At 60.7% G+C, this 13,810-nt stretch carries 13 protein-coding genes and 1 tRNA gene; 4 read left to right on the forward strand and 10 right to left on the reverse strand.

What is annotated here, in order from left to right:
* Position 1: 1 nt before the first annotated feature.
* On the reverse strand, positions 2-2,149 hold the full coding sequence (fadB, locus tag DKK67_RS11020) for a fatty acid oxidation complex subunit alpha FadB (protein ID WP_111496386.1): 2,148 nt from the start codon (positions 2,147-2,149) through the stop codon (positions 2-4).
* Between the two features lie 521 nt (positions 2,150-2,670).
* Between fadB and DKK67_RS11025 the strand changes: the two genes are divergently transcribed.
* A complete protein-coding gene (locus DKK67_RS11025) occupies positions 2,671-3,531 on the forward strand; it encodes a hypothetical protein (RefSeq protein WP_111496387.1) in 861 nt (286 codons plus the stop codon).
* Between the two features lie 183 nt (positions 3,532-3,714).
* On the forward strand, positions 3,715-4,146 hold the full coding sequence (locus DKK67_RS11030) for a universal stress protein (RefSeq protein ID WP_111496388.1): 432 nt from the start codon (positions 3,715-3,717) through the stop codon (positions 4,144-4,146).
* A gap of 64 nt (positions 4,147-4,210) precedes the next feature.
* Here DKK67_RS11030 and DKK67_RS11035 read toward each other — a convergent pair whose 3' ends face one another.
* From DKK67_RS11035 to DKK67_RS11070, 8 genes are all read right to left on the reverse strand, one after another.
* Entirely contained in the window at positions 4,211-4,906 is a 696-nt protein-coding gene (locus tag DKK67_RS11035) for a DUF6901 family protein (protein ID WP_111496389.1), read from the reverse strand.
* 158 nt (positions 4,907-5,064) lie between these two features.
* Positions 5,065-6,969: an ATP-binding cassette domain-containing protein gene (locus DKK67_RS11040; protein ID WP_111496390.1), complete on the reverse strand. Its 1,905-nt coding sequence runs from the start codon at positions 6,967-6,969 to the stop codon at positions 5,065-5,067.
* Between the two features lie 3 nt (positions 6,970-6,972).
* Positions 6,973-7,785, reverse strand: a complete 813-nt coding sequence (locus DKK67_RS11045) for an MOSC domain-containing protein (protein ID WP_111496391.1) — start codon at positions 7,783-7,785, stop codon at positions 6,973-6,975.
* A 101-nt stretch (positions 7,786-7,886) separates the two neighbouring features.
* Positions 7,887-7,962: transfer RNA gene (locus tag DKK67_RS11050), tRNA-Gly, on the reverse strand.
* 92 nt (positions 7,963-8,054) lie between these two features.
* The gene (locus DKK67_RS11055; protein ID WP_111496392.1) at positions 8,055-8,528 is read right to left on the reverse strand and encodes a hypothetical protein; all 474 of its coding nucleotides are present in this window, start codon (positions 8,526-8,528) and stop codon (positions 8,055-8,057) included.
* Between the two features lie 4 nt (positions 8,529-8,532).
* A complete protein-coding gene (locus DKK67_RS11060) occupies positions 8,533-9,705 on the reverse strand; it encodes a flagellar assembly protein T N-terminal domain-containing protein (RefSeq protein ID WP_111496393.1) in 1,173 nt (390 codons plus the stop codon).
* Positions 9,693-10,142 carry an LPP20 family lipoprotein gene (locus DKK67_RS11065; protein WP_111496394.1) on the reverse strand — a complete coding sequence of 150 codons (450 nt, stop codon included), beginning with the start codon at positions 10,140-10,142 and terminating at the stop codon, positions 9,693-9,695. Before DKK67_RS11065 ends, DKK67_RS11060 begins: the two co-directional genes overlap by 13 nt.
* Positions 10,142-10,855, reverse strand: coding sequence for a flagellar basal body L-ring protein FlgH (locus DKK67_RS11070; protein ID WP_228160576.1), 714 nt, complete (start codon positions 10,853-10,855; stop codon positions 10,142-10,144). The genes DKK67_RS11065 and DKK67_RS11070 overlap by 1 nt, the downstream gene beginning before the upstream one ends.
* Before the next feature lie 201 nt (positions 10,856-11,056).
* Here DKK67_RS11070 and DKK67_RS11075 point away from each other — a divergent pair, with 201 nt between their 5' ends.
* Both DKK67_RS11075 and DKK67_RS11080 read left to right on the forward strand, forming a co-directional pair.
* Positions 11,057-11,746, forward strand: coding sequence for a response regulator transcription factor (locus DKK67_RS11075; protein ID WP_111496396.1), 690 nt, complete (start codon positions 11,057-11,059; stop codon positions 11,744-11,746).
* Complete coding sequence (locus tag DKK67_RS11080) at positions 11,743-13,029, forward strand: sensor histidine kinase (protein ID WP_111496397.1); 1,287 nt, start codon at positions 11,743-11,745, stop codon at positions 13,027-13,029. Before DKK67_RS11075 ends, DKK67_RS11080 begins: the two co-directional genes overlap by 4 nt.
* On the opposite strand, the gene DKK67_RS11085 is transcribed toward DKK67_RS11080, so the two are convergent.
* Positions 12,982-13,791 (reverse strand): TetR/AcrR family transcriptional regulator, encoded by an 810-nt coding sequence (locus DKK67_RS11085; RefSeq protein ID WP_111496398.1) that lies wholly within the window; start codon positions 13,789-13,791, stop codon positions 12,982-12,984. The genes DKK67_RS11080 and DKK67_RS11085 overlap by 48 nt on opposite strands.
* Positions 13,792-13,810 lie beyond the last annotated feature (19 nt).

A 13,810-nucleotide genomic window follows, 5' to 3' on the forward strand; every position in this document is an offset into this window, starting at 1 on the left:
GTTAGCCGAAGAACTTCTCGCCATTCTTGGCCATTTCACGCAGCTTCTCGGTCGGGTGATACAGCGGACCCAGATCTGCATACTTGTCTGCCAGTTCGACGAAGGTGTCGACACCCATATCGTCGATGTAGCGCAGGGCGCCGCCACGGAACGGCGGGAAACCGATGCCGTAGATCAGGCCCATGTCGGCGTCAGCCGGCGCTTCGACGATGTTGTCTTCCAGGCAGCGGACGGTCTCGAGGCACAGCGGAATCATCATACGGGCGATGATCTCGTCTTCCTCGAAGTCTTTCCTGCCCTGAACGACCGGCTCGATCAGCTTGTAGGTTTCCTCGTCGACGACCTTCTTGGGCTTGCCCTTCTTATCGGTCTCGTATTTGTAGAAACCCTTGTCGTTCTTCTGGCCGTAACGGTCGTTCTCGAACATCACATCAATCGCGGACTTGTTCTCGTCCTTCATGCGGTCCGGGAAGCCCTCGGCCATCACTTCGTTGGCGTGCTTGGCGGTGTCCATGCCGACAACGTCCAGCAGGTACGCCGGGCCCATCGGCCAGCCAAATTTCTCCATGACCTTGTCGACTTTCTGGAAGTCGGCGCCGTCGCGTACCAGGCCGGCAAAGCCGCCGAAGTACGGGAACAGGACACGGTTGACCAGGAAACCCGGGCAGTCGTTGACGACGATCGGTGTCTTGCCCATGGCCTTGGCGTAGGCGACCGTGGTGGCAACGGCTTTGTCGCTGGTCTTCTCGCCACGAATCACCTCAACCAGCGGCATCATGTGCACCGGGTTGAAGAAGTGCATGCCACAGAAGTTTTCCGGGCGCTTCAGGTTCTTCGCCAGCGTGTTGATGGAGATGGTGGAGGTGTTGGAGGTCAGGATAGCGTCCTCGCGAACCATGTCTTCGGTTTCGCGCAGCACGGCATCCTTGACCTTCGGATTCTCAACAACCGCTTCAACAACCAGGTCCACGTTCTTGAAATCGCCGTAATTCAGGGTCGGCGTAATGCTGTTGAGGACGTCGGCCATCTGGTCGGGCTTCATCTTGCCCTTGTCGACGCGCTTGGCCAGGAGCTTCTTGGCTTCCTTGAGGCCCAGGGTGATGCCGTCCTGGTTGATGTCCTTCATCAGGATCGGCGTACCTTTCAGCGCGGACTGGTAAGCCACGCCGCCGCCCATGATGCCGGCACCCAGTACTGCGGTCAGCTTGACGTCGTTGGCTTCCTTCTCCCACTGCTTGGCCTTCTTCTTCAGCTCCTGATCGTTCAGGAACAGGCCGACCAGGCATGCCGCAACGTTGGTCTTGGCCATCTTGGCAAAGCCCTTGGCCTCGACTTCGATCGCCTTGTCGCGGGTCAGGCTGGCGTGCTTCTGCATCACCTTGATGGCTTCCACCGGCGCCGGGTAGTTCTTGCCAGCCTTGCCGGCCACGAACGCCTTGGAGATTTCGAAAGCCATCATGCTTTCCATCGGGTTCAGCTTGATCTTGCCCTGCTTCTCTTCACGGCGGGCTTTGTAGTCAAGCTTGCCGGCGTTGCACTGCTCGATCAGATCGACGGCAGCCGCCACCAGCTTGTCGCCTTCCAGAACGGCATCCACGGCGCCTTCTTTGAGCGCTTTGTCGGCGCGGTTCTCGGTACCGCCGGAGATCCACTCAATGGCGTAATCGACACCGATCAGACGTGACAGGCGAACTGTGCCGCCGAAGCCCGGAAAGATCCCCAGCTTGACCTCCGGCAGACCAACCTTCGCTTTCGGGTCCATGACGCGGTAGTCCGTCGCCAGGCACATTTCGAAGCCACCGCCCAGCGCCATGCCGTTGATGGCGGTCACCGTCGGGAACGGCAGGTCTTCGATGGTGTTGAAGACCTCATTGGCCTTGAGGTTATTGGCCACCAGATCCTCTTCCGGACCCGCGAACAGGTCGGTGAACTCGGTGATATCGGCACCGACGATGAAGCTGTCCTTGGCGCTGGTGACAACCAGCCCCTTGATGCTGTCTGACGACTTCAGCTTGTCGGCGGCGGCTCCCAGCTCTTCGATGGTAAGGCGATTGAACTTGTTGACTGACTCGCCTTGCAAGTCGAAGTTCAGCTGAGCGATTCCGCCTTCGATCTCTTTAACCGTGATGGCTTTACCTTCGTAAATCATCAACTGATCTCCAGTCTGTGTTTGGAACTGCACCAATCGCCTCCCCGTCAGGCGCGGGGCGGCTTTTCATGCAGAGAGATTTCGGTCACTGCCCGATGCGTCGATTCAAAATTCATACAGTCGTTTGAATCGAGTGGGCACACGATGAGAAAAAACCGTTGGTTTGTCAATTTGTTTCTTGCTCCATATCTCCGGCGGTATCCGCGGAAACACGAGCGCCCGGCATGAATCCGGATAATAAATCCATAGATTACAGCCGGTTGAAAACTCTATTTTATGTAGATTATGAAGCCGAGCCCGGGACTACCGACAACGCCAAGACCTGGTCCGGAGCGCCCTGTCAAAGCCTGTCAAACCGCTTGAACGGATCAGAGAGTTACTTTAGCCTCAAGATCGAGAGAGCGTCCAACAGTCATTGTTCCTAAAACAAGAGCTCTTATAACCGCTCTCCGACAGACCGGGCGCTCGCAACAAAAACAACGATTCTCAACGACCCAACAAGAAAAACGGAGATCCTGCCGATGCAACCTTTCGGTCAGTGGTTCAGTGCGCGACTGATCGCGCTCTCGCTTGGCATGTCCAGCCTTTTCCTTTGCCAGACACTTCACGCGGCGGACTCGCCCCTCCTGGCCGCCATCCACCAGTTCCGCATCAATACCTACTCATCCCTGAACGCCTACTACCGGTATACGGTCAGCAACGATACCGACACGCTGAACGAAATCGTCGGGTTCATCAACGCATCCAACGACGACACGCAGCAGATTACGGAACAGTCCGGCGACCGCCTCGACCAGCAACAGCTCGACCGGCTGACCACGGACTTCGACCGCTACAAGGATCTGATGCGCCAGAACATCAACGATGTCCGTGCCAATGGCTACCCGGATCTACGCCTGGTGTCCGATATGGCGAACCAGGCCCAGGCACTGAGCGACACCTCGGAACAGCTCTACGAAACCGTCCGCACCCACGCCGACGTCACCACCGATGACCGGATTGAAGCCGCCCGCGCCGCCGCGGTACTCATGGCAAAGATGATGAGCAAGTATTCGGCTCGTTCGACGTCGGCCGTATCCCAGACGTTCCAGGGCGCCGATACCGATACGGCTCTCGATCAACAGGCCAAAGCCTTCGACGAGCTGATGTCCAGGGTGACCTCAGGCAACCCCAGCGGCGATCTGCGAGCCGCCCTGAGCAGCGCGGCGTCCAAGTGGGGGTTCATTCGCAACTCCTATATCAACTACAACGAAAACAACGTTTCTTTCATCATCGACCGCTATTCCAAGGGCATCCTGAAAGAACTGGAAATGGCGATTTCACTCCTGTCCGGACAGACGTCTTCCCGGACAGCGCAAACCGCCCAGACAAACACCGGCTGATATTCCAGGCCAAGGTGACGACACCAACAACCGCCCACCTCCAAGCGGCCGTCAGGCCGCTTTATCGGCCCGGATAGCCGGACCGCCCGCAACGGAAAATTTGATGCAAATCAGTGATGGGATTGACCTTCTGTCCTAGATTTATGGTAAGAGGAACCTATCCCCCACCGAGAGGACAACGCCATGGCGATGTACAAAACGATTCTTGCGGCCATTGACCTGACAGAAGAAGCCGACCAGGTAATTGGCCACGCGGCGGAGCTTGCTGGCATCCACGGCGCCGAGCTGATTCTGCTGCACGTGGTCGAGCCGGTCGGCTATGCGTACGGCGGCGATATTCCCATGGACCTGAGCGAACTCCAGGACCAGCTGGACAAATCGGCCCGGGACCAGCTCACCGACCTGGGCCGCAAACACAGCATTGAAGACAAAAACCTGATGGTCACAGTGGGACGGCCGGAAGCGGAAATTCACCGGATCTGCGAGGACAGGGGCGTCGACCTGGCGGTCGTCGGCAGCCACGGACGCCACGGCATCCAGTTGTTATTGGGGTCGACGGCGAATGGCGTGTTGCACGGCGCCAAGTGCGATGTCCTGGCGGTGCGGATCCACTGATCCGCACTCTACTCGGGGTGGGAGCTCTGGGGGCGGCGGGCGCGACGCGGCCCCGATCGCCGCTTCAGACCGCGCCGATGCCTTGCTCGTCCAGCTTGCCCTCGAGCTTGCGCAGTTGTGTTTCCAGCGAATAGGACACGCTGGACGCCATGGAAAAGAAGTTCAGCAGCGCCTTCAGGTTGCTGTCGCCCTGGCACACCGTGTGGATGCGCTGCCAGAGCGCCTGGTTCACTAGCTGTAGGCGCTGATTACGCTCCACCAGGCCGTTGAGCGCCCAATCGGGCTCCCGGTCGTGACGCTTGGCAAAGTATTGCTGCAGCAAATAGAGGGAAACGCTGCGCATGATGAACTCGTCCGAGCTCGCGAACGGCATGTGATGCACCGCCATCGGCCGCAACTCCGCCAGGATTGGGCAGGCGCTGGTTGCCATGATGAGCCCCAGCAACGAGCGCAGCGACTCTTCCAGCGTGGTGTCTTTCTCATACCGGCGGCGACCATCGTCCACCCGGACGGTCATTTTCTCGTAGGCGTCGTCATTGCGGAACCTGTCGACGATCGGCAGTATCGCCACCGCCGCCGGACAGTGAGACTCTTTCTCGATCGACAACGGGCAATTACTGCACTGACAGTGCCCCAGACGCGTCCACTCGGGTAACGGGCGCGCCTTGTCGCGATCGCTGCGATGCATGCCGGCATCCGGATCGACATGGAATGTTGTTGGATTGTCGCCGTCAGGGCGAAAGGTATAGGTAACCGTCATTCAGAGACCTTCACACTTCTGAAGCTGGAAGCACTGGACATCATCCAGTCTACTCGATTGCCCGCCACCTCGCCGTGATCTTTGGTGTGATTTTGCAATCGCGCGGCATTGTCCCCGATTGCCGCGCCGCCGTTGATGCGACCTTAGCCTGACAGCGCTCAGGCGCCGGCCATGTCCTCCAACTCCATCCAGCGCTCCATCGCCGCCTCCAGCTCTTTTTCCTTATCCGCCAGATGCGCCAGAGCCTGGGAGACTTCCTCGTGGGGCCGGTTGTAGAAATCGGGCTCCGACACCTTGCCCTGCCATACCTCAATTTCCGACTCCAGCCCGGCAATCCGCTCAGGCAGGGCCTCCAGCTCGAGCTTCAATTTGTAGCTGAGCTTGCGCGGCGAGGCCGGCCTGGCAGCTTCAGCCTCCTTTTTGGCCGGTTTGGCCGCCGCCTTGCGCGGCGCCTCGGCCGGGATTTCCGATGGGAACCGGCCGCCCTGTCGGCGCCAGTCCGAATAGCCACCCACGTAGTTCCGCACCTGGCCGGATCCGTCCAGCACCAGGGTGTCGGTCACCACATTATCGAGAAACTCCCGGTCATGGCTGATCACCAATACCGTGCCGCCGAAGGACACCAATTGCGACTCCAGAAGCTCCAGCGTCTCCACGTCCAGATCGTTGGTCGGTTCGTCCAGCACCAGGATGTTCGCCGGTTTGCTGAAAAGCTTGGCCAGCATCAGCCGCGCCCGCTCCCCGCCGGAAAACACACTGACCGGCGACCGTGCTCGCTCCGGTGAGAACAGGAAATCCTGCAGATAGCCCAGAACATGCTTTTTCTGGCCGTTGATCTCGATGAACTCCCGACCTTCAGCCAGATTATCCAACGCGTTCAGTTCCGGATCGAGCTCGCCTCGCAACTGGTCAAAATACGCCACGGAACGGTTGGTACCCAGGCGAACGGCGCCATCGGTCGGATCCAGATCGCCGAGCAGCAGGCGCACCAACGTCGTCTTGCCCGTGCCGTTTTCGCCAATCAGGCCAATCTTGTCGCCGCGGATCACCGTCAGTTCCAGATCGCGGATAACAGGCTTGCTCTCATCGTACGCAAAGGAGGCCTGCCGGGCCTCTACAACCAGCTTTCCGGAGCGGGCCGCATCCTCGATCGCAAAGCTGGCGTTGCCGCCTCGCTCACGCCGTTGCCGGCGCTCGTCCCGCATGGCCTTGAGCGCCCTGACCCGCCCCATATTGCGGGTCCGTCGCGCCTTGATGCCCTGACGGATCCACGCCTCTTCCTGCTTGAGCTTGCGGTCGAACTCAGCGTTGTGACGCTCCTCTTCCTCAAGCGCCTTTTCCTTGAGCGTCAGGTAACGGTCGTAATCCGCCGCGAAGCTCACCAGCTGTCCACGATCGAGCTCGACAACACGGGTTGCCAGACGGCGTATAAACGCCCGGTCGTGGCTCACGAACAGGATCGCCCCCGCGAACTGGCGCAAGGTGTCTTCCAGCCAGGCAATGGCGGGCACATCCAGGTGGTTGGTCGGCTCATCCAGGAGAAGAATATCGGGCTCGGCGACCAGGGCCTTGGCCAGCAACACACGCCGCTGCCAGCCACCGGAAAGCGTCTTCAAGACCGAATCCGGATCGATGCTGAACTGGGCCAGGATGGCATTGACCTTCTGATCCAGGCGCCAGCCGTCCAGCGCTTCGAGCTTTTCCTGGACTTTCATCAGACGGTCGAGACTGGCCTCGTCGGCCTGCTGCGACAGGGTATGGAACTCCGCCAGCAGGGCGCCGGTTTCCGGAAAGGCGTCCGCCACCACCTGGTAGGCGCTACGCTCATCGTCCGACGGCAGCATCTGCGGCAGGGAGGCCAGCACCGAGCCGTCGTCCAGTCGCACTGAGCCGCTGTCCGGCGTCGCCAGTCCCTGGACAACTTTGAGCAGTGTCGACTTGCCCTCGCCATTGCGACCGAGCAGGCAGACACGCTCGCCGCGCTCGACGGTCAGTTGGGCGTCATCCAGCAGCGGATGCAGGCCGAAAGCCAGTGACACGTTTTCCAGGGAAAGCAAGGGCATGAATCAGTGTTCCTCTTTCAATTCCACATCGAACCAGTCGCCGACACGGATGCCGCCGGTACCGCTATGAATACCGTTGACGCCGAACATCACGCCATCCGGCGTGCGGCGAAAACGTCCCAGTTCGCGTAAGGGTTGCAGGTCCGCCGCTTTTTCACCCTTGTCCGGATCCACCGTCGTCATCACACAGCGGGAACAGGGTTTGACCAGATCCAGGCGCAGGCCGTCGATCGTCAGGGCCCGCCACTGATCTTCGGCAAAGGCGTCGCCGCCGGAGACGACGATATTGGGACGGAAGCGACGCATATCAAAGTCCTGCCCCGCTCGCGCCGACAGGGCCTGTAGCGATGCGGTGTGGGTGACCAGAAACGGGAAACCATCGGCGAAACTGACGCGGCGCTCCGCCAGCGAGTAATTATGGTCCACCGGCCGCAGACTGGAGTTCGGCATGTAGACCAACGAGACGGGCGTATACAGCCATCGGCTGAGTCGCTCCGAGGCATCGCCGGCTGCAAAGCGCGCCTTGACCCAATCCCGCCAGACGCGTACGCGCTGCTCAGTGCCGGACGGCTCGACCGCGACGGCATCGGCCTCACCGGGGAGCGTCAGAACCAGGCGACCGTCATGCAGGTCCGCCTGGATCAGGGCCAGGCGGGGTTGCTCCCGCTGCGTCACGAAGCAGCCCTCCGGATCGACAAGCATCCAGCGCCGATCGCCGGCCGGCCCGAAATCATCGAGCGTCATGCTCGTCAGGGAGACGCCTCGGAGGGACTTGACCGGGTAGTAAAACAGCTGCTCGACTTTGACCTTCGCCATGACGCCCCTCCTTGTAAAAGAAGCAAGGATACCAGCGCCTGCAGACAGCGTCAGTCAGAAACGAAAAAGCCCGGCACTAAGGCCGGGCTTTTTCTGGAATCTGGAGCGGGAAACGAGATTCGAACTCGCGACCCCAACCTTGGCAAGGTTGTGCTCTACCAACTGAGCTATTCCCGCTTATTTCGAAGCTGCCTGAGCAAGCTTTTGATCTGTTTTGAGGGGCGTTCCCCTCTCAACGGCTGCGTATTCTACGGATCCCGACGCGGCCGTCAACCATTTTCTTCATTCTTTTTTTCCAGTGCTTGCGTGGCCATCAGGCCAGACAGGCGCTCGTCACTCCAGGCTGATGCCGCGGCACTGATCGCATCGTCGGCGTCGGCGGTAGAAGCTGCGTCAGACGAGGCCGTGCTCGCCGCTGACGAATCGTCAGCGGTAGCCGTTTCGCTGGAGGCCGCATCACTGTCCGTCGAGTCGACAGTCTCAGTGGACTCAGTGCTCGCCCCCGCCGCCGATGAGGCCGGAATCAGGCTCTGTGCAATCCCCAGGGCCAGGCTCTGCCCCAGCAACCCGACGGCATTGCCGCTCTCCTGCTGAGTCGTACCCGATCCCGACAGCGATTGCTCCAGCGTCTGACCGAAAATCTGGCTGAAGCTGTCGCTGGATGCGGTGTCGGTCGATGTGGCCAGCTCGCCGCTGTCGGTCGCTGGAAACAGCCCAGAAGGCAAAATCGAACTCAAATCCATGGAATCACTCCCAAAAACTGTCCAACTGAACCAGGTCACGGACCTGAATGCTGGCCGGCATAATGCCCGTTACCGGGGCCAGCACGCTGTGATCCGGGAACACCCGAACCACTTCGAAGTCCAGCCCCGAATCACTGAAACTGGCGTAACTCACGCCCTGGTCATCGATAAACCGCTCCTCGTACTTGAGGCGGAAGACGGTGTCCCGGCGCAGCCCCTGGCGCGCGCCGATCGCCACATCGACACGGTTCGGCTGGACCCGGATGACCCGCGCCGCCGGTCGTGCGCAGGCGACGAGACCCGCCATGTCATCCACCGCCGTCTTCGTGAGACGCTCGACTTCCAGACCGTATTCCGAGTCCCAGAAGCGGTCGCTGTCGACACCGACACGTTCGGTGGCCTTGAACGGCCAGACCGTGCGCGTTCGATACTGCTGCGAGCGAATGACATCCCCCGACAGCCCATCGACGATGTCGACGGTCATGGAAAACTGCCGCACCAGCGAGTCACCGCCGAGCAATCCCCCGTCCACCTGGCCCAGGGAGATGTTGTCGATTCGCCCCTGCATCACGTACTGACTGCGCGAGCGCTCGGCCAGATAGCGGTATTCAAGGCCCGCAGGCCGGTCGCGACTGCCGGCGTTTACCTGTATCGGTAGCGGACGATCAACCACCTCATTGACCAGGAAGTCTTTCGGCACCCCGTTCAGCGCTTCCCGAAATCGCTCCGTCAGGGCCTCCGGAAGACGCTCCAACTGCCCCCAGGCAGACTGATCCGCCGTATCCAGCGTGAACGGAAGCAACGTAACCGACTTGCTGATCGGCGGCGCCCCGCAGACCTGATCGGCGCGCGCAATGTCGAGTCGCAACTGGACCCTGGCCCTGGCGTCGTATTCGTACTCCTTCACCAACTGGACGCTACGAATCAGCCCGCCATCGCGCGTGACGAAAAGCACCCCGCCTTCGGGGCTGGCGAGCTGCACATCCACATCCTTGACCAGCGACACTGACGCGCCAGCCGAAAGCACAGCATCGCGAATGGCTACCTGGGCTGCTTCGCGCATGGCGAAACCATAGTTGTCGTTGATGATGGCGGCACTGCCCTCGCCGCTGTGCCAGGCGGCCTGCACCTGGGAGACGAAGGCCAGCCCGATCAGCAGGCGTCTCAATACCACCATGGGTGATCCTGCAGCGAACTTTCGGTGACCGACTCGTCCAGTTCATCGAGCACCGACTTGTCCAGGGTCAGTTTGGTGGTATACATCTTGCCATCGATACCGTGTGCGACGATGGCCGCCCCGCGCACGATCCCTTCAACACGAACTTCCCGCACCTCGTGTTCGACGCCCTGGTCGTCGACGCTGGTGCGGGCCCGCACCTTGACCCCGTAGATCTGTTCGGCCAGACGTTCATAGGCCTCCTCGCGGGAAGCCTCCATCGCCTGCATGAGCTTTTCTTCATAGCTGGGGCCCGGCTGGGTATTGATCGGTGCATAGCCCTCGGCTTCAAGCACGGTCTTCTCGTCTTTATCCATAATCTTGTAACGGGTGAGTTGTTCGGCGCTGCAGGCAGTCAGCAGCAGGCTCAGGCTAATCAGGAAAATGACGAGTCGCATCAGAACGGCCAGACCTCAGGATCATTCAGTTTATCGGCAAGCCATCCCAGGCGCTGACTGTCCGCCAGCGAACCGGTGCCGGAGTATTCAATTCTGGCGTTGGCGATCTTGGAGGAATCGATGGTGTTGTTGTCGTTAACATCCTTGGCACGGATGACGCCGGTCAGGCGGATGTACTCCTTGCCATTGTTGATCAGCAGCCATTTATCGCCACGGATCACCAGGTTGTCGTTGCGCAGAACCTTGGTGACGGCCACCGTCAACTCACCCTCGAAACCGTTGCTCTGACTGGCCGTGCCGTCTCCCTTGAACGTCTGCTCCTGGTCGAGGTCCAGCTGGACCTCGTTGTCACCAATTTCCAGGTTGCCACCCGGTACGCCGATCGGTTCAAGATTGAACTGGCTGGTTTTCTTGAGGCTCGTGGTGCCCTTCTTGGTTGCCTTGGTGGACTCCTCCAACTGAACGGAAATGATATCCCCGACGTGAAAGTGGGACCGTTCCTGATAGAGACCACGGGACACGCCGGGCTGGTAGATGGAGCCGGTCGGCACCTGCTCCGCCGGCTCGGCCTGCGGCTCCATGGCGGCGAAGAACGGATCATCGGGATCGGCCTCTTCCAGCTGCCCCATGGGCGACCCGGTTTCCAGTCGGTGGGTATAGTCGTTACTGGCCTGCTCATCGGTGGTTGCACACCCTTGAAGCCAGATAGGCACACAAACACTGATAACAATCAAACTGCGACGCACGTGACGACAACCTCCTGACACGTTGGTTTTGCTCTGCAAGTCATGGTATCGATTCCAGTGTTTGATGCGGTTAAGCCAGTGTTAGATTGGGTAAAGATTCCCGCCAACCCATGACAAGGCACGACCAATGCGCCGATAATGCAGGCCGCTTCGAAAAGTCTGGATTCTATGTATCAAGCACTGCTGGTCGACGACGACCGAGAATTAACGGGGATGCTGACGGCCTATCTGAATCGTGAAGGGTTCGGAGTCAAGGCCGTTCATACCGGAGAGGAAGGCGAGATGGAGGCGCTGTCGGGCCGCCATGACATCGTCGTTCTGGACGTCATGCTGCCCGGCCTTTCCGGCATTGAGGTACTCGGCCGGATTCGCGGCCAGAGCCAGGTGCCGGTGTTGCTGCTGACCGCACGCGGCGACGATATCGACCGGATCTCCGGTCTCGACCTCGGTGCCGACGACTATGTCCCCAAACCCACATCGCCGGGCGAGCTGGTAGCGCGGCTGCGGGCGATTCTTCGCCGCACTCATCGCGAAGCCCAACAGACGCCGGAAAACGGTCTGATCCAGGCGGGCGCCCTGAATCTCTGGCCCAGCCGCCGTACCGCGGAATGGAACGGCGCGCCGCTGCAACTGACCAGTACGGAATTCAACCTGCTGGAAGAGCTGGCCCGTCACGCCGGCAAACTGGTCAGCAAACAGGAGTTGTCGAGCAACGCTTTGGGGCGACCGCTGACCCGCTTTGACCGCCGCATTGACGTCCACGTCAGCAGCATCCGCCAGAAGCTCGGCCAGCGTCCGGACGGGCAGTCCTGGATTCACACAGTTCGCGGCCTGGGATACATGCTGGTGACCGAATGAAGCCCAGCCCACTGTTCTGGAAGTTCTTCATCGCTTTCTGGCTGGCGATTACCCTGTCCTTTTTTGTCGGCGCCGCGCTGTTCCGGTTCACCGATCACAACCGGCCGGACCCAAAAACCGCCGAACGCATGATGTCGATCGATCATTCCCGCCGGGTGATCGAACGGGACGGGATCGAGGTCGCTCGCCCGCTCCTCGACTGGGTCACACGACCGGGCGGCGGTTCGCTGGCGCTGCTGGACAGCAACGACAAGGTGATTGCCGGCCAGCGGCCCGACCAGTTCGCCACCGTCATCCCCGTGACCGGACCCGAGGGCCAGCGTTTCCGCTTCGTATCCGCCGACAGGCTCCAACACCTCGGACCGCCCCGCCCCAACGATCTGGTACCGGTGGCGATTGGCGCTGTGGTGAGCGTCCTTTTCAGTCTTTTCCTAGCCTGGTACCTGGCTCGGCCCCTGATCCTGATCCGCGACGGCCTGCGCTCCATTGGCGGCGGACAGCTCTCCACCCGAGTCCGCCACCTGCTGGGGCGACGCAAGGACGAGATCGGTGAGCTGGGCGACGATTTCGATCGCATGGCCAGCCATCTGCAGAAGCTCATCGAAGAAAAGCGCCGGCTGCTGCACGACATCTCTCACGAGTTGCGCTCGCCGCTGGCTCGACTGCGGGTGGCCACTGGCCTGCTGACCCAATCCCGCGACCCGCAGCCGGGCATGCTGGAACGCATCGAACGGGAGGCGGAGCGACTGGAGGGGCTGATTGAGGAGATCCTGACGCTGTCCTACCTGGAAAGCGGCTCCGACAAGCCGCTGACTGAGCGCGTCGACGTGATCGAACTGCTCAATGTGATTGCCGACGACGCCGATTTCGAGGCCAGCAGCAAGCGGTGCGCCGTTACCCTGGAGGCACCGGGGCAGTTCGTCACGCGGGTGTCCGGGGAGCTGCTCTACCGGGCGTTCGAGAACGTTATCCGCAACGCCGTGAAGTACACCACCGAGGGCACGACGGTTCGTATTTCCGTCGCCGTCGATACGGGGTCGGAGCAACTGGCGGTCGATATCATCGACCAGGGCCCGGGAGTGCCGGAATCGATGCTGGATGACATTTTCCTGCCGTTCAAACGCCTCGATTCCCAGCAAACCACCGAAGGTGTCGGCCTGGGGCTGGCTATCGCACAGCGCGCTATCGCCGTCCACAACGGCCATATCTCGGCAAGTCAGGCCACCGGCGGCGGCTTACACGTCACCATCCGCCTGCCCCGTTGGGAAGACAGCGGCGACTGACCGACAGCCGCTCACGCAGAGATCACCACCGATCGCCGCAGGTGCGCCGAATTCGCTATCCAGCACCATACGAATCATCCGTTCGAACAGAGCCCGCAACCAGCCAGCATCAAACGCCCTGCCCAACAGCACGCCGTCAAACCCGAGACCGGTCACCAGCCCCACCAGCAACTCGGCGTCCCGGCGCGGGTGAGACGCCCCAAGCCGGACCAGCAACGCCTGCACGCTGTCGATCCAGGCGCGCCGATAGTTACGGGCCAGCTCTTCCAGCAAGGTATCCCGCATGGCTTCAACCAGGAACGCCTTCTCGACCAGGATCGCGTTGCGGTTATCGCGGATCTGGGTGGCGAAGTATCGGGTCGCACATTGCGCCAACGCCTCGGCGAGCCCCGCACGGCCCGGTGCAGCGCTCAACCGTTCTTCACTCGCCTCACCATCGATGATCGTTTCCATGGCCGTGTAAAAATCACGGATCCGCTGGTTGGATTTTTCCGCAAACAGTATGAAGGCATCGAGGATGAGTTCATCAATGTCGCGGAAATAGTAGGTGGTGGATGCCAGGGGAACGCCGGCACGACGGGCCACCGACCGATGCTTGATTTCCCGCACGCCGTCGGTCGTGGCTATATCGAGCGCCGCCTCCAGAATCTGCCGCCGCCGCTGCTCGCTCTTGGCCCGTACGGTCTTTCGTCCCTGGTATTGAATCGAGTCGCGCAAACCCCCACCGACGGCGTTAACCGGGTCGTGCTTACCGTCTGTCATTATTTATTCCGTTCTTATG

Origin of the sequence: Marinobacter bohaiensis, assembly GCF_003258515.1 — a bacterium.
Taxonomy (GTDB): Bacteria; Pseudomonadota; Gammaproteobacteria; order Pseudomonadales; family Oleiphilaceae; genus Marinobacter_A; species Marinobacter_A bohaiensis.